The organism is Loktanella gaetbuli (genome assembly GCF_020531945.1).
GTDB lineage: Bacteria > Pseudomonadota > Alphaproteobacteria > Rhodobacterales > Rhodobacteraceae > Loktanella > Loktanella gaetbuli.
Genome location: NZ_JAJATZ010000006.1, coordinates 102,127 through 127,699 on the forward strand (window position 1 = coordinate 102,127; position 25,573 = coordinate 127,699).

30 protein-coding genes are annotated in these 25,573 nt (G+C 64.4%); 19 read left to right on the top strand and 11 right to left on the bottom strand.

The genetic code is table 11. The annotated features are described in order from the left end of the window. Window positions 1–3: 3 nt before the first annotated feature. The 3 genes from LGQ03_RS12915 to LGQ03_RS12925 all read right to left on the bottom strand — a co-directional run bounded on the left by LGQ03_RS12915 (window position 4) and on the right by LGQ03_RS12925 (window position 2,356). Window positions 4–1,242, bottom strand: a complete 1,239-nt coding sequence (locus tag LGQ03_RS12915; protein ID WP_226748736.1) for an aspartate kinase — start codon at window positions 1,240–1,242, stop codon at window positions 4–6. Between the two features lie 69 nt (window positions 1,243–1,311). Beyond that, window positions 1,312–1,959 (bottom strand): SDR family oxidoreductase, encoded by a 648-nt coding sequence (locus LGQ03_RS12920; RefSeq protein ID WP_226748737.1) that lies wholly within the window; start codon window positions 1,957–1,959, stop codon window positions 1,312–1,314. 10 nt (window positions 1,960–1,969) lie between these two features. Then, window positions 1,970–2,356 carry a DUF1178 family protein gene (locus tag LGQ03_RS12925; protein WP_226748738.1) on the bottom strand — a complete coding sequence of 129 codons (387 nt, stop codon included), beginning with the start codon at window positions 2,354–2,356 and terminating at the stop codon, window positions 1,970–1,972. A gap of 108 nt (window positions 2,357–2,464) precedes the next feature. Here LGQ03_RS12925 and LGQ03_RS12930 point away from each other — a divergent pair, with 108 nt between their 5' ends. The 5 genes from LGQ03_RS12930 to LGQ03_RS12950 are packed head-to-tail and all read left to right on the top strand — an operon-like array spanning window position 2,465 to window position 6,595. After that, window positions 2,465–3,586 carry an acetoin utilization protein AcuC gene (locus LGQ03_RS12930; protein WP_226748739.1) on the top strand — a complete coding sequence of 374 codons (1,122 nt, stop codon included), beginning with the start codon at window positions 2,465–2,467 and terminating at the stop codon, window positions 3,584–3,586. 42 nt (window positions 3,587–3,628) lie between these two features. Beyond that, window positions 3,629–4,366, top strand: coding sequence for a molybdate ABC transporter substrate-binding protein (modA, locus tag LGQ03_RS12935; RefSeq protein WP_226748740.1), 738 nt, complete (start codon window positions 3,629–3,631; stop codon window positions 4,364–4,366). After that, on the top strand, window positions 4,363–5,058 hold the full coding sequence (gene modB / locus LGQ03_RS12940) for a molybdate ABC transporter permease subunit (RefSeq protein WP_226748741.1): 696 nt from the start codon (window positions 4,363–4,365) through the stop codon (window positions 5,056–5,058). The genes modA and modB overlap by 4 nt, the downstream gene beginning before the upstream one ends. Beyond that, the gene (gene modC, locus LGQ03_RS12945; RefSeq protein ID WP_226748742.1) at window positions 5,055–6,110 is read left to right on the top strand and encodes a molybdenum ABC transporter ATP-binding protein; all 1,056 of its coding nucleotides are present in this window, start codon (window positions 5,055–5,057) and stop codon (window positions 6,108–6,110) included. The genes modB and modC overlap by 4 nt, the downstream gene beginning before the upstream one ends. After that, window positions 6,107–6,595 carry a gluconokinase gene (locus tag LGQ03_RS12950; RefSeq protein ID WP_226748743.1) on the top strand — a complete coding sequence of 163 codons (489 nt, stop codon included), beginning with the start codon at window positions 6,107–6,109 and terminating at the stop codon, window positions 6,593–6,595. The genes modC and LGQ03_RS12950 overlap by 4 nt, the downstream gene beginning before the upstream one ends. Here LGQ03_RS12950 and LGQ03_RS12955 read toward each other — a convergent pair. The 5 genes from LGQ03_RS12955 to LGQ03_RS12975 all read right to left on the bottom strand — a co-directional run bounded on the left by LGQ03_RS12955 (window position 6,564) and on the right by LGQ03_RS12975 (window position 11,251). Then, a complete protein-coding gene (locus LGQ03_RS12955) occupies window positions 6,564–7,676 on the bottom strand; it encodes a THUMP domain-containing class I SAM-dependent RNA methyltransferase (RefSeq protein ID WP_226748744.1) in 1,113 nt (370 codons plus the stop codon). The genes LGQ03_RS12950 and LGQ03_RS12955 overlap by 32 nt on opposite strands. Window positions 7,677–7,837: 161 nt before the next feature. Beyond that, a complete protein-coding gene (locus LGQ03_RS12960) occupies window positions 7,838–9,001 on the bottom strand; it encodes a lytic murein transglycosylase (protein WP_226748745.1) in 1,164 nt (387 codons plus the stop codon). A 50-nt stretch (window positions 9,002–9,051) separates the two neighbouring features. Then, the gene (gene cbiB / locus LGQ03_RS12965; protein WP_226748746.1) at window positions 9,052–9,951 is read right to left on the bottom strand and encodes an adenosylcobinamide-phosphate synthase CbiB; all 900 of its coding nucleotides are present in this window, start codon (window positions 9,949–9,951) and stop codon (window positions 9,052–9,054) included. Then, the gene (locus LGQ03_RS12970; protein WP_226748747.1) at window positions 9,948–10,883 is read right to left on the bottom strand and encodes a threonine-phosphate decarboxylase; all 936 of its coding nucleotides are present in this window, start codon (window positions 10,881–10,883) and stop codon (window positions 9,948–9,950) included. The genes cbiB and LGQ03_RS12970 overlap by 4 nt, the downstream gene beginning before the upstream one ends. Beyond that, window positions 10,880–11,251 carry a DUF1636 family protein gene (locus LGQ03_RS12975; RefSeq protein WP_090158595.1) on the bottom strand — a complete coding sequence of 124 codons (372 nt, stop codon included), beginning with the start codon at window positions 11,249–11,251 and terminating at the stop codon, window positions 10,880–10,882. The genes LGQ03_RS12970 and LGQ03_RS12975 overlap by 4 nt, the downstream gene beginning before the upstream one ends. A 243-nt stretch (window positions 11,252–11,494) precedes the next feature. Here LGQ03_RS12975 and LGQ03_RS12980 point away from each other — a divergent pair, with 243 nt between their 5' ends. After that, a complete protein-coding gene (locus tag LGQ03_RS12980; protein ID WP_090158596.1) occupies window positions 11,495–11,917 on the top strand; it encodes a response regulator in 423 nt (140 codons plus the stop codon). Here the strand turns inward: LGQ03_RS12980 and LGQ03_RS12985 are convergent. After that, window positions 11,874–12,860, bottom strand: a complete 987-nt coding sequence (locus LGQ03_RS12985) for a glutathione S-transferase family protein (RefSeq protein ID WP_226748748.1) — start codon at window positions 12,858–12,860, stop codon at window positions 11,874–11,876. The genes LGQ03_RS12980 and LGQ03_RS12985 overlap by 44 nt on opposite strands. A 303-nt stretch (window positions 12,861–13,163) precedes the next feature. Here LGQ03_RS12985 and LGQ03_RS12990 point away from each other — a divergent pair, with 303 nt between their 5' ends. The 8 genes from LGQ03_RS12990 to LGQ03_RS13025 all read left to right on the top strand — a co-directional run bounded on the left by LGQ03_RS12990 (window position 13,164) and on the right by LGQ03_RS13025 (window position 20,423). Then, complete coding sequence (locus tag LGQ03_RS12990) at window positions 13,164–13,370, top strand: DUF6732 family protein (protein WP_090158750.1); 207 nt, start codon at window positions 13,164–13,166, stop codon at window positions 13,368–13,370. Next, window positions 13,367–14,578, top strand: coding sequence for a sirohydrochlorin chelatase (locus tag LGQ03_RS12995; RefSeq protein ID WP_226748749.1), 1,212 nt, complete (start codon window positions 13,367–13,369; stop codon window positions 14,576–14,578). The genes LGQ03_RS12990 and LGQ03_RS12995 overlap by 4 nt, the downstream gene beginning before the upstream one ends. Before the next feature lie 72 nt (window positions 14,579–14,650). Further along, entirely contained in the window at window positions 14,651–15,289 is a 639-nt protein-coding gene (locus LGQ03_RS13000) for a precorrin-8X methylmutase (RefSeq protein ID WP_226748750.1), read from the top strand. Window positions 15,290–15,350: 61 nt separating this feature from the next. After that, a complete protein-coding gene (gene cbiE / locus LGQ03_RS13005; protein WP_090158751.1) occupies window positions 15,351–16,553 on the top strand; it encodes a precorrin-6y C5,15-methyltransferase (decarboxylating) subunit CbiE in 1,203 nt (400 codons plus the stop codon). Window positions 16,554–16,623: 70 nt separating this feature from the next. Continuing rightward, window positions 16,624–17,325, top strand: coding sequence for a precorrin-2 C(20)-methyltransferase (gene cobI / locus LGQ03_RS13010; protein WP_226748751.1), 702 nt, complete (start codon window positions 16,624–16,626; stop codon window positions 17,323–17,325). Continuing rightward, the gene (cobJ, locus tag LGQ03_RS13015; protein WP_226748752.1) at window positions 17,316–19,133 is read left to right on the top strand and encodes a precorrin-3B C(17)-methyltransferase; all 1,818 of its coding nucleotides are present in this window, start codon (window positions 17,316–17,318) and stop codon (window positions 19,131–19,133) included. The genes cobI and cobJ overlap by 10 nt, the downstream gene beginning before the upstream one ends. Window positions 19,134–19,203: 70 nt before the next feature. Then, window positions 19,204–19,977, top strand: a complete 774-nt coding sequence (gene cobM, locus LGQ03_RS13020) for a precorrin-4 C(11)-methyltransferase (protein ID WP_226748753.1) — start codon at window positions 19,204–19,206, stop codon at window positions 19,975–19,977. A 95-nt stretch (window positions 19,978–20,072) separates the two neighbouring features. Next, the gene (locus tag LGQ03_RS13025) at window positions 20,073–20,423 is read left to right on the top strand and encodes a hypothetical protein (protein ID WP_090158603.1); all 351 of its coding nucleotides are present in this window, start codon (window positions 20,073–20,075) and stop codon (window positions 20,421–20,423) included. A 9-nt stretch (window positions 20,424–20,432) separates the two neighbouring features. Here LGQ03_RS13025 and LGQ03_RS13030 read toward each other — a convergent pair whose 3' ends face one another. After that, window positions 20,433–21,602, bottom strand: coding sequence for a MalY/PatB family protein (locus tag LGQ03_RS13030; protein ID WP_226748754.1), 1,170 nt, complete (start codon window positions 21,600–21,602; stop codon window positions 20,433–20,435). A 136-nt stretch (window positions 21,603–21,738) separates the two neighbouring features. On the opposite strand from LGQ03_RS13030, the gene def (LGQ03_RS13035) reads away from it, so the two are divergent. The 3 genes from def (LGQ03_RS13035) to def (LGQ03_RS13045) are packed head-to-tail and all read left to right on the top strand — an operon-like array spanning window position 21,739 to window position 23,203. Then, window positions 21,739–22,260 (top strand): peptide deformylase, encoded by a 522-nt coding sequence (gene def / locus LGQ03_RS13035; RefSeq protein ID WP_226748755.1) that lies wholly within the window; start codon window positions 21,739–21,741, stop codon window positions 22,258–22,260. Further along, on the top strand, window positions 22,257–22,712 hold the full coding sequence (def, locus tag LGQ03_RS13040; protein WP_226748756.1) for a peptide deformylase: 456 nt from the start codon (window positions 22,257–22,259) through the stop codon (window positions 22,710–22,712). The genes def (LGQ03_RS13035) and def (LGQ03_RS13040) overlap by 4 nt, the downstream gene beginning before the upstream one ends. Continuing rightward, window positions 22,709–23,203, top strand: coding sequence for a peptide deformylase (gene def / locus LGQ03_RS13045; RefSeq protein WP_226748757.1), 495 nt, complete (start codon window positions 22,709–22,711; stop codon window positions 23,201–23,203). The genes def (LGQ03_RS13040) and def (LGQ03_RS13045) overlap by 4 nt, the downstream gene beginning before the upstream one ends. A gap of 61 nt (window positions 23,204–23,264) precedes the next feature. Here def (LGQ03_RS13045) and trpA read toward each other — a convergent pair whose 3' ends face one another. After that, complete coding sequence (gene trpA, locus LGQ03_RS13050) at window positions 23,265–24,056, bottom strand: tryptophan synthase subunit alpha (RefSeq protein WP_090158608.1); 792 nt, start codon at window positions 24,054–24,056, stop codon at window positions 23,265–23,267. Between the two features lie 103 nt (window positions 24,057–24,159). On the opposite strand from trpA, the gene LGQ03_RS13055 reads away from it, so the two are divergent. Further along, complete coding sequence (locus LGQ03_RS13055) at window positions 24,160–24,345, top strand: hypothetical protein (RefSeq protein WP_056033070.1); 186 nt, start codon at window positions 24,160–24,162, stop codon at window positions 24,343–24,345. A gap of 62 nt (window positions 24,346–24,407) precedes the next feature. Continuing rightward, window positions 24,408–25,505, top strand: coding sequence for a redox-regulated ATPase YchF (ychF, locus tag LGQ03_RS13060; RefSeq protein WP_226748758.1), 1,098 nt, complete (start codon window positions 24,408–24,410; stop codon window positions 25,503–25,505). The last annotated feature ends 68 nt before the right edge of the window (window positions 25,506–25,573 follow it).

A 25,573-nucleotide genomic window follows, 5' to 3' on the forward strand; every position in this document is an offset into this window, starting at 1 on the left:
GGATCAGGCTGCTTTTTCCAGCTCGAACGCATCGTGCAGCGCCTGCACGGCCAGTTCCATGTATTTGCGGTCGATCAGCACGCTGACCTTGATTTCCGAGGTCGTGATGACCTTGATGTTGATGCCTTCGTCACGCAGCGTTGCGAACATCTTGGCGGCGACACCGGCGTGGGACCGCATGCCGATGCCCACGATACTGACCTTGGCGACGCCTTCGTCGGCGACCAGATCATGGAAATTGATCGACCCTGACGCCTTGGCGTCTTCCATCGCCTTTTGCGCACGTTTCACCTGGTCAAAGGGACAAGAGAACGTCATGTCCGTGCGCCCTTCCTCCGAGATGTTCTGCACGATCATGTCGACGTTCACACCGGCATCAGCCAGCGGGCCAAAGATGGCGGCGGCGATGCCGGGGCGGTCAGCGACCGAAATCAGGGTCATCTTTGCCTCGTCACGGGAATAGGCCACACCGGCCACGACGTTGTTTTCCATGATGTCCTCCTCGGCGCACACCAGCGTGCCCGCTTGATCTGATGGTTCCTCGAAACTGGACAGCACCCGCAGTTTCACGCGGTAGCGCATCGCTAGTTCGACCGAACGGGTCTGCAACACCTTGGCCCCCAGGGATGCCAGTTCCAGCATCTCCTCGAACGCGATGCGGTCCAGTTTGCGCGCCTTGCTCGTGATGCGCGGGTCGGTGGTATAGACGCCGTCTACGTCCGTGTAGATATCGCAGCGTTCCGCACCAAATGCGGCGGCAAATGCGACAGCAGTGGTGTCCGACCCGCCACGCCCCAGTGTGGTGATCCGGCCCTCGGGGCTGATCCCCTGAAACCCTGCGACGACCGCGACCTTCATGCCGTCGGCGAATTTCGCCTCGATGTTGTCGGTCGGGATTGCCTCGATCCGGGCGTTGGCGTGCGCGGATGTGGTCTGCACCGGCACCTGCCAGCCCTGCCACGACCGTGCGGGAATATCCATTTCCTGCAACCGCAGCGCCATCAGACCGGCGGTGACGTTTTCGCCCGACGACACGACCGCATCGTATTCACGTGCGTCATACAGTGGCGAGGTTTCGTTGACCCAGCCCACCAGTTCGTTCGTCTTGCCCGACATGGCCGATACAACGACGATCACGTTATAGCCATTGGCCACCTCGAGTGCCACGCGTTTGGACGCCCGCGCGATGCGGTCGAGGTTCGCGACCGAAGTGCCGCCGAATTTCATCACGAGGGTGGGCATGATTGGTCCCCATTCTGTTCCGACAGGCGCTTTAAGCCAGCACCGGCCCAAGGGCAATGCGTATCGCCGTCAAAGCGGGTGGGTTTGGCCGTCCCAGGTCAGAAATTCGCCCGTTGTGTCCAGCGACAGCGCGGCAAATCGTCTGATCAACCCGGTAGCGGATTCCTCTGGTGTGATTGCCGCCGTGGCCCCGCCCATGTCTGTCTGCACCCAACCGGGGTGATAGATGCCGACGGCGATCCCCTCGGGGGCCAGGTCATGCGCCAGATTGCGCCCCAGGTTCAGCGCCGCCGCCTTGGACGCGCGGTAGGCATAGCGGTCCCCGGTGGCCAGCGTGTTTGAACCCAGTTGCGACGAAATGATCGCGATTTTGCCGCCCGCCCGGCGCAGATGCGGCAGCACGGCCTGCACCGTCAGAAAGACACCCATGACATTCACCGCAAAGGACTGCGCCCAGATGTCAGGCCTATATCCGTGATCCAGCGCCTCGTCGCCGTCCAGCAGCACGCCCGCGTTGCACACCAGCAGATCCAGCCCACGGTCACCCAGCGTGCCCGCCAGATCGCACTGGCTGTCCGGTTCGGTCACGTCCAGCTGCAGGAACGGTCCGTTTGCTGCGTCGCGATGCGTGCCCAGAACATCCCGCCCGTCTGCCAGCATGGCATCCAGCAAGGCACGTCCGATGCCGCGATTGGCCCCCGTGATCAATGTGGTCATGGCTGTCTCCCTAGTTCGTGGTTTTGCGCGACCGGAACGGCAGCGGCAGGACCGGCACCTCGTCTGCGATCAATGCGCGGACCTCTTCACCCGTCGCCTCGCCGTAGATAGGGCGTTCGGGGGCGCTGCCGTCGTGTTGCGCACGGGCTTCCTTGGCGAATGATCCACCGACATAGGTCGCCGTGCTCTCGACATGTTTGCGCAGCTTTTCCAGCGGGGCAGGGTCACTGATCTTGGCTTGCACCTTGGGCGCCATCAGCGCCTTTTTGACGCGGGTCGATCCACAGGTCGCACAGGACAGATGCCCGGAACTGGACAGGCTGTCATAGGCCTGCGCATTGGCAAACCAACTGTCAAAGCTGTGGTCATTGTCGCATATCAGACTGTAACGGATCACCGGCGCGGTCCCTTGTGTGATGACATTCATCTAAGCCGTCCGGCGTCGCATGCAAATGCCTGTCGTGCGATGGTGGCGATCCGGTCTGTCGCCACTAGGTAACAGGCCATGCACCAACCAGTCTTCATCGGGTCCGAGATCTACCGCCATTCGTCCTACGGACCGTTCCACCCGCTGCGGGTGCCGCGCGTGTCCACGGTGATGGACATGTGCCGCGCAATGGGGTGGTTGCCCGCCGATCAATACCTGAACTCTCCGCGCGCCAAACCCGCCGCCTTGCTGTCCTTTCATACGCCCGAATACATCGCAGCCCTGCAACGGGCCGAGGCCGACCAATCCGTCACCGATGCTGTCCGCGCCCGTCATGCGCTGGGCACATCCAACAACCCGGTATTCCCCGAAATGTGGCGCAGGCCCGCCACCTCTGCCGGGGCCGCCATGCTGGCCGGAGAGCTGTTGCGCGACGGCGGCACCGTGTTCACGCCCGCAGGCGGCACGCACCACGGGTTTCCCGACCGGGCGGGCGGGTTCTGCTATCTCAACGATCCGGTGCTGGGCATCCAATCGGTCCGGCGCAGCGGCGCGCGCCGGGTCGCCTATATCGACATCGACGCACATCACTGCGACGGGGTCGACCATGCATTCCGCGATGACCCCGACACGCTGCTGATTTCCACGCACGAGGATGGTCGCTGGCCGCGCACCGGCGCGCTGGACGATACGGGCGCGGGCAATCTGTTCAACGTCCCCCTGCCGCGCGGCGCGCGCGACGACGACATGGCATTGGTGCGCGACGCCGTCATTCTGCCCGCGCTGACCGCATTCCGCCCCGACGCCATCGTCCTGCAATGCGGGGCCGACGCGGTGGACGAGGACCCGCAATCGCGCCTGTCGCTGTCGAACAACGCGCATTGGGACGTGTTGCGGGCGATCAAACCACTTGCGCCGCGTCTTATGGTGCTGGGCGGCGGTGGCTACAACCCGTGGTCGGTTGGCCGGCTATGGACAGGGAATTGGGCGATCCTGAATGGTCACGCCATCCCCGACACCCTGCCAATCGCGGCGCAAAACGTCCTGTCCGCCTTGCGGTGGGAAGGGCAGCGCAGGGTCAAGGTGCCGCCGGACCACTGGATCACCACGCTGCGCGACGCACCGCGTCATGCGCCGGTTCACACCCAAACCCGCGATGCCGTAGCGCTGCTGACCGGGCGGCTACGGGCTTGGGCGTGATGCCACCTTGCCCCCGCGCCGGACAGACAGGATAGTCGCCGCATGAAATACATCTTTGCCTTGCTCCTGTCGCTTCTGCCCGGCCTGACCGCGGCGCAGGGTGTCACAGTCTTTGCCGCCGCCAGCCTCAAGGAGCCGCTGGACCAGATCGCCCTGACCCAGCCGGATGTGACAGTGACCTACGCAGGCAGCGGCACGCTGGCGCGGCAGGTCATGGCGGGCGCGCCAGCCGATCTGGTGGTCCTTGCCCATCCCGACTGGATGGACGCGCTGGAACAGGACGACGCGCTGTTGCCCGGCAGCCGCGTGGACCTGCTGTCGAACGAAATCGTCCTTGTCGCGCCACAAGAAACGCCTGCACTGGACCTGACCCCCGGCGCGTTGACCGATGCCCTCGGCCCCGATGGACGCCTTGCCATTGGCCTCACGGCATCGGTTCCGGCAGGGATCTACGGACGTCAGGCACTCATATCGCTCGACCTCTGGGACGCCGTTTCAAACCGCCTTGCCGAAACCGATTCCGTGCGCAGCGCGCTGGCCCTCGTCGCACGCGGAGAGGCACCACTCGGCCTCGTCTATGCCACGGATGCGCGGGTTGAACCGACGCTCAAGGTGGTCGCCCGTTTCCCGCAAGGTAGCCACGCACCGATCCTGTATCAGGCCGCGGTTGTCCGGGGTGAAAACGAGGATGCAGCACAGGCTCTCTTGCTTGCGTTGCAGTCACCCCAGGGTCTGACCGCCTTTGTCGGGGCCGGGTTCCTGCCCGCGGGCCAGCCGTGACGCTGGGCCTTGATCCAGCCACCTGGGGGGCTGTCCTGCTGTCACTGCGCATCGCCGCAGTTGCCACACTATGCAGCCTGCCGCTGGCCATCGCCGTCGCATGGTTGCTGGCGCGCAAACAATTCTGGGGGCGGGGCCTGCTGAACGGGCTGGTGCATCTGCCGCTGGTGCTGCCGCCCGTCGTCACGGGCTATCTGCTGCTGATCCTGTTCGGCACCCAGGGCCCCATCGGCGGCTGGTTGCGCGACACGCTGGGCGTCACGCTGGCATTCCGCTGGACGGGGGCCGCACTCGCCGCTGCAATCATGGCGTTTCCCTTGGTGGTCCGCGCGATCCGTTTAGGGTTCGACGCCGTCGATCCCGGGCTCGAGGATGCCGCCGCGACCCTCGGCGCCAGCCGCACCCGCATTTTCGCAACCGTAACCCTGCCGCTGATCGGTCCGGCCGTGCTGGCAGGGGCGGTGCTGGGCTTTGCCAAGGCGCTGGGCGAATTCGGTGCCACCATCACATTCGTCGCCGCGATCCCCGGCCAGACGCAAACAATCCCGACGGCGATCTACGGGCTGTTGCAGGTGCCGGGCAGCGATGGGGCTGTGGCGGTTCTGGTGACCATCTCCATCGTTCTGGCGCTGGGCACATTGGCGCTGGCCGAGGCGCTGTCGCGCCGGATGCAGCGGCGGATCAGAGGATGATCGACGTCGCGGTCCAAAAACGGCTGGGTGATTTCACGCTGGACGCGCAATTTGCGGCACCCGGCGGAATTACGGCAATCTTTGGCCGGTCGGGGTCGGGAAAAACCAGTCTGATCAACGTGGTTGCCGGATTGCTGCGACCCGACGCGGGCCATGTGCGCATCGACGGGACGGACCTGACACAGGTGCCGGTCAGGCGGCGGCGGATCGGCTATGTCTTTCAGGATGCGCGGCTTTTCCCGCATCTGAGTGTGGCCCAGAACCTCGCCTACGGCGGCACCCATGACCGGGACGCCGTGATCGACATGCTGGGGCTGGGTGCGTTGCTGGACCGCCGCCCTGCGAAACTTTCGGGTGGTGAAACATCCCGCGTGGCCCTCGGCCGTGCGCTGATGAGCAACCCGCAACTGCTGTTGATGGATGAACCGCTCGCAGCCCTCGACACCCCGCGCAAGGCAGAGGTGATGGGCTATCTCGAACGTCTGCGGGATCGGTCGCAGGTTCCGATCCTATATGTCAGTCACGACATGTCAGAGGTCGCCCGCCTGTCCCGCACCCTTGTCATCATGGACGCAGGCCGCGTGGTCCGCGCGGGTCCTGTGGCAGAGGTGCTGTCGGATCCACAGGCCGTTCCAATTGTTGGCGTGCGCGACGCGGGTGCGGTGCTGACCGGGCGCGTGCAGGCCTTTGACGCGGACGATGACCTGACGCAGGTCGCGCTGTCGTCTGCCACGCTGACCTTGCCGGGACGGTTGGGGGCCTTGGGCGCGCAGGTCCGTCTGCGGGTTCCGGCGCAGGATGTGATCCTGTCGACGCAGGCCCCCATCGGCATCAGTGCGCTGAACGTGCTGACCTGTCGGATCGCCACGCTGATCGAGGGGCAGGGACCGGGCGTTGCCGTGTCGCTGACCTGTGGCACCGACCGCCTGCTCGCGCGGATCACCCGCCGGTCCGCCCGCGCAATGGGACTGCGCGTCGGACAAGAGGTGCATGCCATCCTCAAGGCGACAGCCATCGCGGCGGCAGACGTGGGAACAGGGGACGCGCCATGAAGATTATCGTCATGGGGGTATCTGGCTGCGGCAAGAGCCTGATCGGCGAGATGCTGGCCGATGAAATCGGTCTGCCGTTTCTGGACGGCGATGACCTGCATCCCCCCGCGAACATTGCCAAGATGTCGGATGGCAAGCCATTGAACGATGCCGACCGTGCACCTTGGCTGGATGCCGTGGGAGAGGCCCTTGCCGCCTGCGATCGGGTCATCGCCTGTTCGGCGCTGAAACGCATCTACCGCGACCGGATCAGGGCTGCCGCAGGTACGGTTTGTTTTGTCCATCTGGCAGGCGACAGGGCGGTGCTGCTGGACCGTGTGTCATCGCGGCCCGATCATTTCATGCCAGCGGATTTGTTGGACAGCCAGTGCGAGGCGCTGGAACCACCCGGCAGCGACGAACACGCCGTGACGGTCGATATCGACGCAACACCCGATCAGGTTTTGGCCGCGATCATGGTAACGGGTCTGTGCGATGCAGCGTGATGCGCAGGCCGCCATGCGGCACGGTAATCCGCGTCGGGGTGAACGGCAGGCCGGTCGCGCTGGCCAGTGATGCCTCGCTGGTGACGATACCGACGCGCCAGCCGCTGAACCGGTCCAGCAGCGTTTTGCCCAAGGCCCCGTAAAGCGGGTAGAGCAGCTTCTTGTTCCCGATCCGCGCACCGTAAGGTGGGTTCACCATGACCAGCCCCGGCGGCCCGTCGGGGCGTTGCAGGTCGCTGACGGCGTGGTGGGTGAATGTCGCGTGATCCGCGACACCAGCGCGGGCAGCGTTTTTCGCAGCCATGCCGACAGCACCGGTGTCGCGGTCAGAGCCATGGAAATGCAGATCCTGCGACGCAGCCGAATTGCGTTTCAGCGCGGCGAACGCAGCGGGGTCGTAGGTTGCAAGATGCTGAAACGCGAATGCCCGGCTGCGACCCGGTTGCAGGCCTGCGGCAATCTCTGCCGCCTCGATCACGAATGTCCCTGATCCACACATCGGATCGATGACGGATTCCGTTCCCTGATAGCCGCATTCGGCTAGAAAGAGTGCGGCGAGCGTTTCGCGCATCGGGGCCTTGCCGACCCATTCCTTGTGCCCGCGTTTGTGCAGGCTCTCGCCGCTGGTATCGATGCTGAAGGTGACGGTGTTGTCCGCAATCCGCACCTTGAGCGTGACCGGGGCATCGGCGGAAATGGTGGTGCCAAGCTCTTCTTTCAGGGCGGTTTCGATGCGTTGGGTCGCGGCGCGGCCGTGGTAGATCTTGGACCGTTTGTCGGTTGCGACCTCGACCCGGACGGGAACGTCGGGGCGCAGATAGTCAGACCAGGGAAATTTGCGGGCGCGTTTGTCCAACTGTGCGAGGTGAAACGCCAGAAATGACCCGATCCGCACCAGCACGCGACCCGTGCCGCGCAAGTCAAGGTTCGCGCGCCAGACGTCGGTCCAATCGCCCTGAAACGTCACGCCACCCGGCACGGTGACGGCATCGGCAAAGCCTGCGGCGCGGGCCTCGGCCCGGACGGCGTGTTCAAGCCCGGGCGGGGCAGAGAGGAATATTTCGAAGCGGTGATCTGTCATGCACAGGCCCTAACCCGCCCGCGCCGCCCCGCATAGGGCAAAGCGGCGGGCGGGATATATGTCGATTCCGTGATGTTTCGCATGCGAAACATATTATGTAACGAAAACATAGATTTATGTGGCGCGCGCCGGGTTAACACCGCAGATGTTGTGTCTGGACGCTAGAGCGCGTTCAGCAAATCCAGCGTGGGCCAGGCGTCGGCAGGCAGGCCGCGACGCGCCTGTTCCTGCTGAACCGCCTCTCGGGTCTTTTCGCCCAGGATGCCATCGGCACCGCCCACGTCGTAGCCCAGCGCCTGAAGCCGCTCTTGCAACTGCACCATCTGGTCGCCTGACAGGCCGGGGTCCGCGTTGCCGGCGTCATAGACCGGCGCGCCATTGATTCGGGTCGCGAAATAGGCGGCCGTCAGCACGTAGGTCAGCGACTGGTTCCATTCGAAATAGACGCGGAAGTTCGGATAGGCAAAGAACGCAGGCCCGTTGCGCCCCATCGGCAACAGGACCGAGGCAGGCAGGCTGCCAGCGGGGGCGGCACCGTTGCGGATGTCGACGCCCAAGGCACGCCATTGATCGACGGTCATTTCCTTGTCCAGACCTGTCAGGGTCCAGTCCAGCCCGGCGGGCACGGTGATTTCCTGCAAGGCGGGCTGGTTCGGCACCCAGCCCAGATCGGCCAGAAGGGTTGCCGCCGACATCAGCGCGTCAGGGGCGGATGTCTTTAGCGTGACGTGACCGTCGCCGTCACCGTCGACACCGTTTTCGATGATGTCGCGCGGCAGCATCTGGACCTGACCGATTTCACCGGCCCAGGCGCCCGTGGTGTTCAGCGGAAAGTCACCACGCTGATAGAGTTCGATCGCGGCGATCAGTTCTGGGCGGAAAAGCTCTGGCCGGCGGCAGTCGTGGGCGAGGGTGAACAGCGCGTCGCGGGTGTTGAAATCACCCTGAATCTGGCCAAAGTCAGTCTCGAACGCCCAGAACGCCAGCAGCACACCGCGCGGGATGCCGAAACGCGCCTCGATATCGTCAAAGATTCCGTCATAGCGGTCACCGTAAACCTGCGCGTTTTGCAGGCGGCTGGCGCTGATTAGGCGGCGCGAGAATGTGACGAAATCAAGCTGGAACACGCCCTGTGCGCGGTCGGCGTTCAGCACCGACTGGTCGATGCTGGCGGTGTTCAGGAAATCACGCGCCGCCTGCGGGTCGAGGCCGGCGGCTGTAGCCTCTGCCAGAACGCCCTGACGGAAACTGTCGATGGACCCGCCGCATTCCTGGGCTGTGAGCGGGGTGGCAAGGCAAGTCAGGGCAAGCAGGGCGTGGCGCATGGGTTCGGTCCTTTGGTTGTTGGACCCTGATTAGCAAAGCGCGGGGCCGCTTAAAACAGCGCCACGATCACAGTGGCGAAAACCGCCAATCCCCATGTCAGCCACAGCGTCCGGCAGGCCCGGTCGATATCGGGCGGACCGATCAGGTGCCGGCCGTCAGGGTTCACGAAGGGGTAGTCGCGCAGCGCACCGTCATAGCTGCGCGGACCTGACAGCGCGATGCCCAGCACGTGGGCCATCGCGGCCTCTGGCCAGCCTGCGTTGGGGGACCGGTGCAGCGGGGCCTCGGCGATGATGGGTGCGATGCTGCGGCGGCTGGGGGTCGTGGCCCAGATGAGGGCCGCGGTCAGGCGGGCGGGCACCCAGTTCAGCACATCGTCAAAACGGGCGGCGGCCCAGCCGAAATCTGCGTATTTGGGCGTGCGGTAGCCGATCATGGAATCGGCGGTGTTGGTGATCTTGTAGACCAGCAAGCCGGGCAGGCCTGCCACGGCGAACCAGAATGCGGGGGCTACGACGCCATCGGACAGGTTTTCGGCGGCGGATTCGATGGCGGCGCGGGCGGTGGCGGATTCGGACAGGGTCGCCGTTTCACGGCCCACGATCATGGCGACGGCCGCGCGGCCCTGCGCCAGTCCCGCGCGCAGGCCGGTTGCGACGGCGCGCACGTGATCAACGAGGCTGCGCTGTGCGAGCAGGATCGCCAGCACGATGACATCGACCCAAGAACCGGGGACGGCCATCAGGGCGAGACCGAGCAGGGCCGCGCCAAGGCATAGCGCGGCAAGGCCAAGCGTGCCGTTTCGTTTGCGCCTGTCGCCTGTGTTGAACCGGGTGTCGATCCAGCCCACGGCGCGGCCCATCAGGACGGCGGGATGTGGCAGTCGGGACCACAGCCAGCGCGGTTCGCCCAGCAGCGCATCCAGCAACATCCCCAAAAGAAGGGTCAAAAGGCGCCCTCGATCTGGTCCCAGCGGTCGGGTGCCGGCAGTCCGAGGCGCAGCCAGTCGTCGGCGTAGGGAAAGACGCGCGACCAGATCTTGTGCTGTGCCAGATGGTCCTGGGCTGCCTGCGCGTCAGCCACGCGGTAGAGGCGAAACAGGCTGGTGCCGCCGATCACCTCGGTCCCTTGTTTGGTCATCAATGCGTCCAGGCGGGCGGCGTCGGCGGTCAGGCGGGCATTGGTTTCATCTGCCCACTGCGGGTCGGACAGCGCCTCTGCGCCGATGCGCAGGGCCGGTCCAGAGACAGGCCAGGGACCGATGGCGTCGCGCAAGTCCGCGATGATCGCAGGATCACCGATGGCAAAGCCCAGTCGCAAACCGGCGAGGCCCCAGAATTTGCCAAAGCTCTTGAGCACGATGGTGCCGGGCCGGGTGGTCAGTGCGACCAGCGATTCATCCGGCATGGTGTCGCAAAAGCTTTCGTCGATGATGCAAAAGGGGGCGTTGGCCTCGACGGGTGTCCAGGTCAGCCCGTCGGGGTTGTTGGGGTGCACGGCGACCAGCGCGTCGGCTGCGTCATCGGCCAGCGTCCAGCCCGCCGCGCGAAAGGCGGCACCGTGTTCATTGTAGGTGGGGCCGGGGATCGCGACCTGACCGGGGGGCCGCAGACGCGGCAGTTGCGCGATCGGGGCGGATGCACCCGGCGTCGCCAGAACGGCGGCCGCATCGGGGATGCGCCAGAACGCGCGTGCGCTGTCCTCGAGCCGTTGCCGGGCGGCACTGTCGGGCAGGTCGGCCCAGTCGGCGGCGGGCAGGACCGGCACCGGATAGGGCACGGGATTGATGCCTGTGGACAGGTCCAGCCAGTCGGCGCGTCTGCCGCCAAAGCGGGCGATGGCCGCATCCAGCCCACCGCCGTGATCGCGCGGTGTCGTCATTGGTCGTCCGGCAGTGGCGGGTGGCGGGTGACAAAGTGACCTTTGATCGCTGTGGGCCATTCGCGGTAGGGCACCTGGCCGTTGCTGCTGTCCGCGTGTTTGGCGGCATAGGCGACGATGCCTTCGGCAGCCTCGGGTGTGGCCTCGAACCGGCCGAGGGTGTAATTCAGCTTGCCCCGTGCCTGCACCGCGACATTGCAGCCATGCGCGCAGCCCATCAGGCAGGACACGCGGCGGGTACGCACCGCGGTGTCCGCGGCGGCGGCCTCGACCAGTGCGGCCAGTGTCTCGCCGTCGGTTGGTGCGCCGCTGGCGGCGTTCCAGTCGTCGCGCTTGCAGGTGTCGCAGACGGTAATCCAGGTTGTCATGGTCGCGTGCCTCGTTGGGTTGGCGTCTATCAACCGAATTTCAGGCACGGATACAAGGGTCGCAACCGGGCACATCTGGTCATTGACGGCCATCCCGTTGCGCGAAAGCGGCAGGGCTGCATCGATGGCCGGGAATCACCTCAGGGTTGCGGGCCGGCGGGTTTCCCCGGTTCCAAGGCGGGAAATAGCGCAAGTTTGATGCATCGCCTCGTCGGGCACAGGCAAAAGCTCTAGCTTTGTCGCATGGGACATGCGGGACGGAACACGCGGGCGTTGATTGTCGAACCGGATGCCGATCTGGGGCAGCTGTGGGCGCGTCATCTGGAACATCTGGACATCGATGTCGTGCTGACAGCCACGGCCCCTGCTGCGGTCACCGCACTGGAGGCGGGCGGTTTCGATGTCATCGTGATCAACCTCGAACAGGACAACGGGTCGGCACTGGCGGTCGCGGATGTCGCGTCGTTGCGCCATCCGCGTGCCAATGTCGTGTTCGTCACCAGTGGCCGGTTCTTTTCGGATGGGTCGATCTTTGCCTTTAGCGGCAATGCCCGGATGATGGTCCAGTCAACAACCCCGCCGGACGACCTGGCCCAGATCGTCCGGCATTACGGAAGCGGTGTCAGCCCCGCTGATGCGGTGTCGCAAAGTCCGGCCAAGGGTTGATCGGCACGATCCGGTGCGGATTGATCGTGTCGTGACTGTAGTAGTAATGCTGCGTGATGTGATCCATGTTGACCGTGTCGGACACGGGTCCGTCCGGTGTATCCCACTGGTATAATTCGCGGGTATAGGCCCAGAGGTTCGGGTAATCGACGATCCTGCGCCTGTTGCATTTGAAATGTGTCGCATAGACGTTGTCGAACCGAACAAGCGTCGTCCACAGCCGCCAGTCGGCCTCGGTTATGCGCTCGCCCATCAGGTAGCGCTGCTGCGACAGCCGATCTTCGAGCCAGTCGAGGCTGTCGAACAGGGGGGTAATCGCATCGTCATAGGCAGATTGCGTCGTGGCAAAGCCGGATTTGTAAACACCGTTGTTGACCGTGTCGTAGATGCGGTCGTTCACGGGGGCGATGGCGTCGCGCAGATCGGCTGGCCAGTAGTCGTCGGTATTGCCGGTGATCCCGTCAAAGGCGCTGTTGAACATTCGGATGATTTCCGACGATTCGTTGCTGACGATCATCCCTTGCGCCTTGTCCCAGAGGACGGGCACGGTCACGCGGCCGGTCATGTCGGGGGTGTCGCGCAAATAGACCTCGCGCATGTAATCGAGGCCGAACAATGCGTCCCCGGTTGCCCCCGGGTAGCTGTCATCCAGGGTCCAGCCGTCACCCAGCATGTGCGGGTGCACCACCGACACGTCGATATGCGCACTGAGCGATTTCAGCTGCCGGAACACCAATGTGCGATGCGCCCAAGGGCAGGCATAGGACACGTAGAGATGATAGCGTCCGCTTTCCGCCTTGAACCCGCCCTTGCCGGTCGGACCGGCGCTGCCATCGGCGGTTACCCAGTTGCGGAACGTGGATTCCTTACGCTCGAACTTGCCGCCCGTCTCTGACGTGTCGTACCATTTGTCTTGCCATTCTCCATCGACCAGCAGGCCCATGATGTCTCTCCCTTTTATGCTGGTACTACACCTAGGGCAGTCTGCCTGACTGCCAAACCCTGCCTCACGCGCAGGACCTGTGCATGGATTGCGGCAGTGGCTCATCCGGTCAGCCTGTCGCAGAGTGACGCAAGATGTCGGACGACGCATTGCAGCGCTGCGCGTGGCACCCTATACGCATTCCCGACGAAGCCCCAAACGGGGCCAGAGCGGTTGGTGGCCAAGCGGTCGACCCTGACGGGGACTGTGACGCTGCATCGTCATGCAAAAGCTCTGGTCCATGACACACGCCCGGAGACCGCCATGCGCCTTTTGACCGTCACACTGATCCTCACCGGCACGACGGCTGCCGCACATCCCGGACACATCGTGGATGCGGCGGGGCATAATCACTGGGTCGCGGGGATTGCGCTGGGCGCTGCCGGTCTGGCCGCCCTTCTGGGCGCGCTCAAGGGACGCAAGACCCGTGAAAAGAAGGCCACGCCAAAGTCCGAGGAACAGCCCGCATGAAAACTGGTGTGATGATCTGCGGGCATGGCTCGCGCAGTCAGTCGGCGGTGGATGAATTCGCGACACTGGCGCAAAAGCTGCCGGCCTATCTGCCTGACGACTGGCTGTGTGATTATGGCTATCTGGAATTTGCGAACCCCGTGATCCGTGACGGTCTGGACCGTCTGCGCGCGGCCGGGTGTGATCGCATTCTGGCCGTGCCGGGCATGCTGTTCGCCGCGATGCATGCGAAAAACGATATCCCGACGGTGCTGAACACCTATGCCGCCCAGCACGGTGTGACGGTGAACTACGGCCGCGAATTGGGCGTCGACCCCAAGATGATCGCCGCCGCGGCAGGGCGCGTCCAGGAGGCTGTGGATCGCGCCAATGCCAAACACGGTGCGCTGTCGCTGCATGATACCTGCCTCGTGGTGATCGGTCGCGGCGCATCCGACCCCGATGCCAACGGCAACGTGGCGAAAATCGCGCGTATGCTGGCCGAGGGCATGGGTTTCGGCTGGCACGAGGTCGGTTATTCCGGCGTGACCTTCCCGCTGGTGGAGCCCTGCCTGCAACACGTGGTGCGGCTACCCTACAAACGGGTCATCGTATTCCCGTATTTCCTGTTCTCGGGCATCCTGATCGATCGGATCTATGGCTTTACCGACCGCGTCGCTGCGGAACACCCCGACGTGCAATTCGTCAAGGCGGGTTATCTGGGTGATCATCCCAAGGTCCTCGAAACCTTTGCGGAACGCATCAGGGAACAGGCGGGTGCAAATCCGCCGCCCAATTGCGGCGTCTGCGGCTACCGCAACCAGGTGCTGGCCATGGCCAAGGGTGAAACCCGCCGTATCAGTGCGGCCGACCGCACCCATCCGGCCTTTGGCGACGTGCCGCCTGCGCTGTGCGTGCTGTGCAAGTACCGCACACAGGTGCTTGGCTTCGAGAGCGAGGTCGGTGCCGTGCAGGAAAGCCACCACCACCACGTCGAGGGACAAGGCGCATCCGCACCGGGATCGAACGTCGCCGATTGCAGCCTGTGCGACACGTTCTGCACTGGCCTGTGCAGGCTGGAGGCACAGCATGACCACAGCCACGATCACGACCACAAGCACGGACACGGGCATCATCACCATCACGACCACGATCACGCCCATCCGGTCTATCCGCATGCCCATCATCCCCACGGCCCCGAAAGCGCGCGCAAGACCCGTAAATCCTGATCCGCGCTTCATCTTGCCGAAAATACTCCCCCCGGAGGGTCCGCCCTCTCGTTCCCGCAAAGGCGTCTGCCCGTGAGACCCTACGAAAAAGACCCCAAGGCGATCTACGCGCAAAGCTTTGCCACCGTGCGTGCCGAGGCACGTCTGGATCGATTCCCGCCCGGCATGCTACCGGTGATGACGCGGCTGATCCATGCCTGCGGCATGGTCGAGATCGCGGATAGGCTGGCGTTTTCAGCCGATGCGGCAGAGGCGGGTGCTGCGGCGCTGGCGGCAGGTGCACCGATCCTGTGCGATTGCGAAATGGTCGGCGCGGGTATTATTCGCCGTTATCTGCCAGCCCGAAACCGGGTTATCGTGACATTGAACGACGATCGCGTGCCTGCGCTGGCACAAGAAATCGGCAATACACGCTCGGCGGCGGCCGTTGATTTGTGGGATGCGGATCTGGCGGGCGCTGTGGTCGCCATCGGCAATGCGCCCACGGCGCTGTTTCACCTGCTGGAACGGATCGACGCAGGTGGGCCGAAACCGGCTGTGATCCTCGGGTTTCCAGTCGGGTTCGTCGGTGCCGCGGAATCAAAGGCAGAGCTGGTCGCAAATCCACGGGGTTGCGCGTATATCGCGCTGCGCGGGCGACGGGGCGGATCTGCGATGGCATCAGCTGCGGTGAATGCCTTGGCCGCTGGTTTGCCGGAGGACGCAACATGAGCGACGCCAAATTTTCTGCGAAAATTTGGACCGGATTTTCGCAGAAAATCCGGGGCCCCCGATGAATACGCCTTGGCTGCATATCGTGGGGATCGGCGAGGACGGTCTCGATGGGCTGGTGCCTGCGACCCGTGCCGTCGTCGAGGCCGCAGAGGTGATCCTGGGCGGAGAGCGTCACCACGCGTTATCTGACGGGATTACCGCGGAACGACTGGGCTGGCCGTCCCCGTTCGATGCGATGATCGACACGATCCGGGGGCTGCGCGGACGGCGGGCGGTCGTGCTGGTGACCGGTGATCCGCTATGGTTTTCGGTGGGGGCGCGGATCGGGCGCGCGATCGACCCATCCGAGATCGTGTATCATCCGCAGCTGTCGGCCTTTCAGTTGGCTGCCGCCCGCATGGGATGGAGCCTCGCTGATGTCGAGACGCTGACCGTGCACGGGCGGCCCGTGAGCCAGATGGTGGCGTTCATCCAGCCTGACGTAAGGCTGCTGATCCTGACAACGGGCGCTGAGACGCCTGGGCAGATTGCGGAATTTCTGACGGCGCGTGGTTTCGGGCAGTCGCGGATGACCGTGCTGGCGGCCATGGGGGGCAAGGACGAGGCGCGGTTCGATGGTCTCGCCGCGCGTTGGGATCACGTGGTCCCGGCGTTCAACACGCTGGCCGTGGAATGCATCGCGGCCCCTGATGCGGCCCTCTTGCCGCGTGTGCCGGGGCTGGATGATGCACTGTTCCAATCCGACGGCACGATGACGAAACAAGAGGTACGTGCCGCGACGCTGGCCAAGTTGATGCCGATGCGCGGTGCGCTGCTGTGGGATATCGGCTGCGGGTCGGGATCGGTCGCGATCGAATGGATGCGCGCGGCCCGCTACGCCCGCGCCATCGGGATCGAGCCGCGCGACGACCGGCGTGCGATGGCCGGGGCGAACGCGCTTGCCCTGGGTGCGCCCCGGTTGGAATTGATCGAAGGCACTGCACCTGCTGCATTGGACGGATTGGCGCCACCCGATGCGATTTTCATCGGTGGTGGTTTGTCCGAGGACGTCTTTGCCGCTGCCTGGGACGCGTTGCGGCCGCTGGGCCGATTGGTCGCAAATGCGGTGACGCTGGAATCAGAAGCGGTTTTGATGGCGCTGCACGCGCGGCACGGTGGTGATCTGGTGCGGTTGTCGGTTTGCCGGGCAGAGCCCGTGGGCCGGCTGACCGGCTGGCGACCCGCGATGCCTGTCACGCAGTGGAGTCTGGTAAAGCGATGATCAGGCTGTGGTGTGGGGTCGGGTGCCTCCGGCGGGAGTATTTTCGGCAAGATGATATGGGGGGCGTCGCGTGAGCGGTGTCCTTTATGGTGTGGGATTGGGGCCTGGGGCACCGGATCTGATCACGCTGCGTGCAGCGCGGTTGATCGAGGGCGCGCGGGTTGTGGCCTATCCGACACTGGCGGGCGGTCAGAGTTTTGCGCGGTCGATTGCGGCGGACCTGATTGCACCGGCGGCGGTCGAGATCGTCATGGACGTGCCGATGAGTGTGGAGCGTGCCCCCGCGCAGGCGGCCTATGATGCGGGGGCCGCACGCATCGCGGCGGCGCTGGAGGCCGGTGATGACGTGGTGTGTCTGTGTGAGGGTGATCCGTTTTTCTACGGGTCCTTCATGTATTTGTTCGCGCGGTTGTCGGACCGGTTTCGGTGTGAGGTGGTGCCGGGTGTGACATCCATCGCGGCCTGTGCTGCGCGCGCGGGCCGGCCGCTGGTGGCGCGCAACGAGCGTCTGACGGTGTTGCCCGGCCCGCTGCCCGAGGACGAATTGCGCGACAGGATTGCGGGTGCGGAAAGTGTCGCGATCATGAAAGTCGGGCGGCATCTGGCCAAGATCCGCAACGTGATTGCCGGATTGGGGCTGTTGGACGCAGCGGTCTATGTGGAACGCGCTTCACTGCCCCAAGAGGTGGTTTGCCCGCTGTCAGAGGCACCGGAAACGGCCCCGTATTTTTCGATGATTTTGCTGACCAAAGGGGCCGATCCGTGGCTATAGAACCTGTTGTTTTGGCGCTGTCGCGCTCTGGTGAGGCGGTGGCGCACAGGGTGGCTGCCGTCCTGGGCGCGAAGTTGCATGGGCGTGTGGACCGTGTTGATGTGGCTGATGCATTTTTCGACAATGCGCTGGATCATGCACGCGACCTGTTCGCCGCCGGCGTGCCGGTGGTCGGCGTCTGTGCCAGCGGAATCCTGATCCGCGCGGTGGCACCTTTGCTGGCGGACAAGACCGCAGAGCCGCCGGTGGTGTCGGTCAGTGATGATGGCGCGGTGGTCGTGCCGCTGCTGGGTGGTCATCGCGGGGCGAACCGGCTGGCTGCGCGGATTGCGGATGCTTTGGGGGCCGTGTCGGCGGTCACGACGGCGGGCGATGTGGCATTGGGTGTGGCACTGGATGCGCCGCCTGCGGGGTGGCGTCTGGTCAATCCAGGTGATGCCAAGGACGCGATGGCGGCGTTGCTGTCGGGTGGTGGGGCGCGGATCAAGGGGCCGGATGCGGCAACGGCGACCTGGCTTGCCGATTTGCCAGTGGGTGACGGCGTGACGATCACCTGCGGGACAGCCCCGGCGAAAGACCTTGGCGGTCATCATCTGCATTTTGTCCCCCAGCGGTTTGCGCTGGGCGTGGGCTGCGCGCGCGATTGTGCAGTGTCGGAACTGGGTGATCTGGTCCGCGGTATCCTGGCGGACGCCGATATCGCGCCAGAGGCGGTGGCCTGTGTCAACACCATCGGGTTGAAGGCGGACGAGCCTGCGATCCTCGCGCTGGCGCGGGATCTGGGCGTGCCGCTGCGGTTGTTCGGTGCTGATGAACTGGAGGCGCAGACCCCGCGCCTGGCCAATCCGTCTGACGTGGTCTTTGCCGAGGTCGGCACGCATGGGGTCAGCGAGGCTGCGGCGCTGGCACAGGTCGGCGAGGCAGGTGCGCTGGTCGTGGAAAAGCGCAAGACGGCGATGGCAACCTGTGCGGTGGCGCAGGCGGATGTGCCGCTGGTTGCGTTGCAGGGGGCCGCGCGGGGGCGTTTGTCGATCGTGGGGATCGGGCCGGGACAGGCGACTTGGCGCACGCCAGAGGTCTCGCGCCTGGTGGCCGAGGCCGAGGAACTGGTCGGCTACGGTCTGTATATCGACTTGCTGGGGCCGCTGGCTGTCGGCAAGGCGCGGTCGGATTTCCCGCTGGGCGGTGAAGAGGACCGTTGCCGCTATGCGCTGGAACAGGCGGCCAAGGGCAAGAACGTGGCACTTGTCTGTTCGGGCGATGCGGGCATCTATGCGATGGGCGCGCTGGTGTTCGAGCTGCTGGACCGCGGGCCGGACCAGATGGGCGTGTCAGATGCGGCGCGGCGGGTCGAAGTGATATCCTCGCCCGGTGTGTCGGCATTGCAGGGGGCCGCAGCGCGTGCGGGTGCGCCATTGGGGCATGATTTCTGCGCGATTTCCTTGTCGGATTTGTTGACGCCGCGTGACGATATCCTGCAGCGGCTGCGTGCGGCGGCGGAGGGCGATTTCGTGATCGCGTTCTACAATCCGGTGTCGCGGACGCGGCGGACCCTGCTGGCCGAGGCGCGGGACATCCTGTTGCAGCACCGTCCGGCGGATACCCCGGTAATGCTGGCGACCTCATTGGGCCGGCCCGAGGAGCATGTGCGCTATCGGCGGCTGGACGCGCTGGAGGTCGACGAGGTGGACATGCTGACGGTCGTGCTGGTCGGGTCAAGCAATTCGCGGCTGGCGCAACTGGGTGAGGGGCCGCGGATGTACACGCCGCGCGGCTATGCCCGCAAGATCGACGGCGACCTGGCGTGACCGGATTTTCGCAGAAAATCCGGGCCTCCGGCGGGAGTATTTTGGGCAAGATGATGCGGGGACGTGCGGCATGACGGTTTATTTCATCGGGGCAGGGCCGGGAGATCCTGAATTGCTGACGCTGAAGGCGGCGCGGTTGATCGGGGCATGTCCGGTGTGTCTGTACGCGGGTTCGCTGGTGCCTGAAGAGGTCGTGGCGATTGCACCCGATGATGCGCGGGTGCTGGACACGGCACCAATGACGCTGGACGAGACCCATGCGGAAATCGTCGCGGCCCATGCGCGCGGCGCGGATGTGGCGCGGGTGCATTCGGGGGATCCGTCGCTATACGGTGCCATCGCGGAACAGATCCGCCGGCTGAAGGCGGATGGGATCGACTATGCCATCGTGCCGGGCGTGCCGGCCTATGCGGCCGCAGCAGCGGCGATGGGGACGGAACTGACCGTGCCGGAGGTCGGCCAATCCATTGTCCTGACCCGCATGAGCATGAAATCGACCGGCATGCCCGCAGGCGAGACCCTGGAAAATTTTGCACGGACCGGGACCACGCTTGCGATCCACCTCGGCATCAGGGCGTTGCGCGACATCGAGCGGGTACTGACCCCGCATTACGGTGCCGATTGTCCGGTGGCGGTTGTTTACCGCGCGTCATGGCCCGATCAACTGATTCTGCGCGGCACGCTGTCGGATATCCACGCACAGGTCCGCGCGGCCAAGATCACCCGCACGGCGCTGATCATGGTCGGCCCTGTGTTGGGCGCGCAACACGGATTTCCGGATTCGGCGCTTTATGATGCGGCCAAGCCCCATGTCCTGCGGCCCAGAGCGCGCAAGACGGTGTAATCGTGCCGCAGGTGCAGTGCCGCATTGCGGCGGTTTTTGTCACTTGAAATTTACCGGCAGCGCATAATCTTGTTTTGCAAGCAAGGGAGTGCGCCATGAACGACATCCTACAAGACGCGATCCGCAAAGGTTTGCAGGAGGCTCGCCGCGTGTCACTGGATCGCGGGGAACGGCTGTGTGTCCACGACGGTGATGATGTCTATCGCATCCTGCGGTTCTGGCAGGATGGCATGGCACTGGATGCCGGTGCCTGTGATAAGCTGCGCGGCCGGGTCGATATCTACGATGGTGCCCGGCATCTGTATCAGGCGCTGATCCTTGGCGCGGATGTGACCGACGGCGAATGCCATTTCCGGTTCAAATGGCTGCATCCGGTCCGCCAGACCGCGCCGCTGGATTTCGAAAGCGATGTGCGCGCCCCTGCGGGTCTGCTGACCCGCGCCTGATCTGCCGCCCTATTGTAGGTCGGCAAAGGCCTTTTGCAGGCGGCTGACCGCATCCTCGATCTGTGCGCGGGGTGCCCCGATGTTGAAGCGCAGGAACTGACCGCCGCCCTTGCCGAAGGTGGGGCCGTGATTTGCGGCGATCTGTGCGTCGTTCTGAACGCGGTCCGTAAAATCGGCGGCGGACATGCCTGTCCCCGAAAAATCGACCCAGGCGAGGTAGGTGGATTCCAGCTGCATGCTGTGCACACCGGGAATCGTGTTGACGCCTGCATCGAAGATCCGGCGATTTTCGTCGAGATAGAGGCGGAGCGCATCGACCCATGCCGCCCCTTCGGGCGAATAGGCAGCGGTGGTCATGAACAGTCCGAAACTGTTGGGCGACATGCCAAGCGCTGCCATGCGCGCGGCAAACCGCGCGCGCAGGTCGGGATCGGCAATGATGACGTTCCCGCCGTGACTGCCCGCGATGTTGAACGTCTTGGTCGCAGAGGTCATCATCACCAGCCGGTCCGCGATCCCGTCGATCTGCGTCATCGGAATATGGGTTTGACCCGGAAACGTCAGGTCGTGGTGGATTTCGTCCGACAGCAGGATCAGCTCGTGCCGTTTGGCGAATGCGGCGACCGCCTGCAGTTCGGCGCGGGTCCAGACGCGGCCGCCGGGGTTATGCGGCGAGCAAAGGATCAGCATCCGTTCGGACCCGTCCATCTGGGCATCCCAGGTGTCGAAATCCATCTCGTAGCGGCCGTCGATATTGGCCAGTTCGCATTCCACGACACGGCGCCCGGATGCGTTAATCACGCGGGCGAAGGCATGGTAGACGGGCGTCATCAGCACCACGCCGTCGCCCGGTTTCGTAAATGCGTCAAGGCACATGGCCGTGCCGTTCACCAGGCCATGGGTAGTGAAGATATGGGCGGGATCGACGGTCCAGCCATGGCGTTCGGCCATCCACCAGCAGATTGCGGCGCGGTAGTCGGATTCATCCCCGAAATAGCCAAATACACCATGATCGGCCATGTCGGTGACGGCCTTGCGAATACAGTCGGGGGCCTGAAATTCCATGTCGGCAACCCACATCGCGATCCCGTCCTCGCGCGAGACGCCGTAGATGTCCTCCATCGCGTCCCACTTGGCGCAGTGGGTGTTGCGGCGGTTGATCGGTGTGTCGAAATCCATGGGACTGCCTCTTGCTGTGGTGTTGACAGGTTCGGTGCAGGGCGCGCCGGGTGCAAGACGAAAATGGTGCAGGTCAACGGATGGGCGGGTGGGCGGCGATATTGCAAATCGCGCAGGCCCGCCCTAATTGGGGCGCATGACAATACGCCCCATTCTGATCCATCCCGACCCGCGCCTGAAAAAAGTGGCCGACGCCGTAGCCGAGGTCGACGATACCTTGCGCACATTGGCCGCAGACATGCTGGAAACCATGTATGATGCGCCCGGCATCGGCCTTGCGGCGCCGCAGGTCGGCGTGATGCAGCGCGTCATCACCATGGATTGCGTCAAGGAAGAGGGCGAGGATCCACGCCCCATGGTCCTGATCAATCCGCGCGTGACATGGGCGAGCGAGGAGACGAGCAGCTATGAGGAAGGCTGTCTGTCGATCCCCGAGCAATACGCCGATGTCGAACGCCCGGCAGAGGTCGAGGTCACATGGATGGACCTTGAGGGCGCCACGCAGTCCGAACGGTTCGGTGGCCTGTGGGCCACCTGTGTGCAGCACGAGATCGACCATCTGGATGGCAAGCTGTTCATCGACTACCTGGGGTCGATGAAACGCCAGATGATTACGCGCAAGATGCAGAAGCTGAAACGCGAACGGGCGCGGGCATGATGCCGATCTTGCAGGCCCCGCATCCGGGTCTGCGGGCGGTTTGCACGCCGGTTGCCGATTTCGATGACGGCCTGCGGGCCCTGACCGATGCGATGTTTGCCGCGATGTACGATGCGCCGGGGCGCGGGCTTGCGGCACCTCAGGTCGGTGTGCTGTCGCGGGTATTCGTGATGGACTCTACCTGGAAAGATGCAGAGCCGCGTCCGATGGTGTTCGTGAACCCGCAGATCGTGGATCGGTCCTCTGACAAGGCCGCGATCAGCGAGAGTTGTCTGTCGATCCCCGATCAGCCGGTTTCCGTGCCGCGCCCGGCCTGGGTGACGCTGCGCTGGCAAGGGCTGGACGGTGTGGAACAGACCGACACATTCGAGGGAGTGGAGGCAGTCATCGTGCAGCACGAACGCGATCATCTGGACGGCATCTTGATCACCGACTACGCGGTGCAGGCGTGACCCGGTCGGTCGTGCGCTGGCCGCACAAGGCGCTGCGGACACCCGCTGCCGATGTGTCCGACATCACCGACGACATTCGCAGCATCTGGGACGACATGATCGCCGTGATGGAGGCGATGCCCGGCGTCGGACTAGCCGCCGTGCAGCTGGGTATCCCGCTGCGGCTGGCGGTCGTGGACGCCAGCACCGCGCGCGGGCAGGCCGTGCGCATGGCCAACCCCGAGATCCTGCACGCCAGTGTGGAACTGCGGGACCACGAGGAGGCTTCGCCCTGCCTGCCGGGTGTGAGTGCCGTGGTCAAACGTCCGCGTGCGGTGACGGTGCGGTTCCTGAACGCGGATGGCGCGGTGGAAGAGCGCGATTTCGTCAGTCTCTGGGCCACGAGCGTGCAGCACCAGATCGATCACCTGGCGGGGCGCATGTATTTTGACCGGCTGGGTCGGGTCAAACGGGACATGCTGCTGAAACGTGTGGCCAAGCTGGGACGCTAGCGGTGGGGGCGCTGCCCCCGGCTGCGCCTCCCCCGGAGTATTTTTGGCAAGATGATGCGGATTAGCCGCGGTGACAGCCGTCGGCCAGGGATTTGACGAAGGCGAGCACGTCGGCGACGCTTTCTCCGGCACCGATTTTTTCAACGATGGCAGAGCCTACGACAGCGCCGTCCGCGATGCTGGCGATGGATTCCGCAGCCTCGGGCGTCTTGATGCCAAAGCCCACGATCACGGGCAGGTCAGTGTGCGATTTGATGCGTGCGACCTCGGGGGCGACATCGGCGGACTGGGCCTCGGCGGTGCCGGTGATGCCGGTGACCGACACGTAGTAGACAAAACCGGATGTGTTGGTCAGCACCTTTGGCAGGCGCTTGTCGTCTGTGGTGGGGGTGGCGAGCCGGATGAAATTCAGCCCGGCCTTTTGTGCAGGAATGCAGAGTTCGTCGTCTTCTTCCGGTGGCAGATCGACGATGATGAGGCCGTCGATCCCCGCCTCACGGGCCTGAGCGAGAAATGTATCCACGCCGCGCGAGTAGATCGGGTTGTAGTAGCCCATCATCACGATCGGGGTGGTGTCGTCGGTCTGCCGCAGGGTGCGGGCGATTTCTAGTGTCTTGTCCAGTGTCATGTGCTGGGCCAAAGCGCGCTGACCGGCCAGCTGGATCGTGGTGCCGTCAGCCATCGGGTCGGTGAATGGCAGCCCCAGTTCGATGATGTCGACGCCGGCACCGGGCAGACCCTGCACGATTTCGAGAGAGGTTTCGAAGGTCGGATCACCGGCCATCACATAGGCGACAAAGGCCTTGCGGTTCTGAGCGCGGAGCTGGGCGAATTTGGCGTCGATCCGGGACATGTGGCAGGCTCCTGTAGCGGGGTCGCGGATTACTGCCAGTGCAGGGCGCGGTTTGCAATGGGGCAGGGGGTGAAATGACGCGGGAGGGGCCTATGTGTGACCCATGAATTATTTGCTCGCCTTGTTGCTCCCGCCCCTCTCGATCCTGCTGGCCGGTCGGCCATTCATCGGGATCATCGTGTTTTTCATCTGGATCCCGGCACTGCTGTTTTCGGGCGGCCTGACCCACCCGATGTTCATCATCCTTGCCTGGTTGCTGATCTACGAGGGACGCAATCGCGCGGCCTGACCTCTTGAGTCTGCCACCGGGGACGACTAGACGCGCGGGTGCACTGTCACAGGAGATGCGTCATGGGCTTCAAGATGGGAATTGTCGGTCTGCCGAACGTCGGTAAATCGACCCTGTTCAATGCGCTGACGCGCACGGCGGCGGCGCAGGCCGCGAATTTTCCGTTCTGCACGATCGAACCGAATGTCGGTGATGTGGCAGTGCCTGACGCGCGGCTGGACACGCTGGCCCGGATCGCAGGGTCCAAGCAGATCATCCCGACGCGCATGACCTTTGTCGATATCGCGGGTCTGGTGAAGGGCGCGTCCAAGGGAGAGGGGCTGGGCAACCAGTTTCTGGCAAACATCCGTGAATGCGATGCCATTGCGCATGTGCTGCGGTGCTTTGAGGATGACGACATCACCCATGTCGAGGGACGTGTCGATCCCGTCGAAGATGCGGCCGTGATCGAGACCGAGCTGATGCTGGCCGATCTGGAGAGCATCGAAAAGCGTCTGGCCGGCCTTGTGCGCAAGGTGCGCGGTGGCGACAAGGAGGCGGTTCAGCAGGAGCGCCTGCTGAAGGCCGCGCAGGCAGTGCTGGAAGACGGACGGCCCGCACGGGTGGTCGCGGTTGATGCCGATGATGCCAAGGCGTGGCGGATGCTGCAGTTGCTGACGACGAAGCCTGTTCTGTATGTCTGCAATGTCGAAGAAGAGAGTGCCGGTGCCGGCAACAGCCAGTCCGCGCGTGTGGCCGAGATGGCGGCGGCGCAGGGCAACAGTCACGTCGTGATTTCGGCCCGGATCGAGGAAGAGATCAGCCAGCTGGAGGCCGAGGAAGCCGAGATGTTCCTGTCCGAGATGGGGTTGGACGAAGCGGGTCTGGACCGGTTGATCCGGGCGGGATATGCGCTGCTGCACCTTCAGACCTATTTCACGGTTGGCCCCAAGGAGGCGCGCGCCTGGACGATTCCGGAAGGCACCTCTGCGCCCAAGGCCGCTGGCGTCATCCATGGCGATTTCGAGCGCGGCTTCATTCGGGCCGAGACCATTGCCTATGACGATTTCGTGGCCCTTGGGGGCGAACAGCCCGCCAAGGAGGCAGGCAAGATGCGTGCCGAAGGCAAGTCATATGTCGTCAAGGACGGCGACGTGCTGCATTTTCTGTTCAACACCTGATGTCGGCGAGGTCAGGATTTTCGCGAAAATCCTGACGGGGCCGATTTTTCGCGAAAAATCGGGTGGGG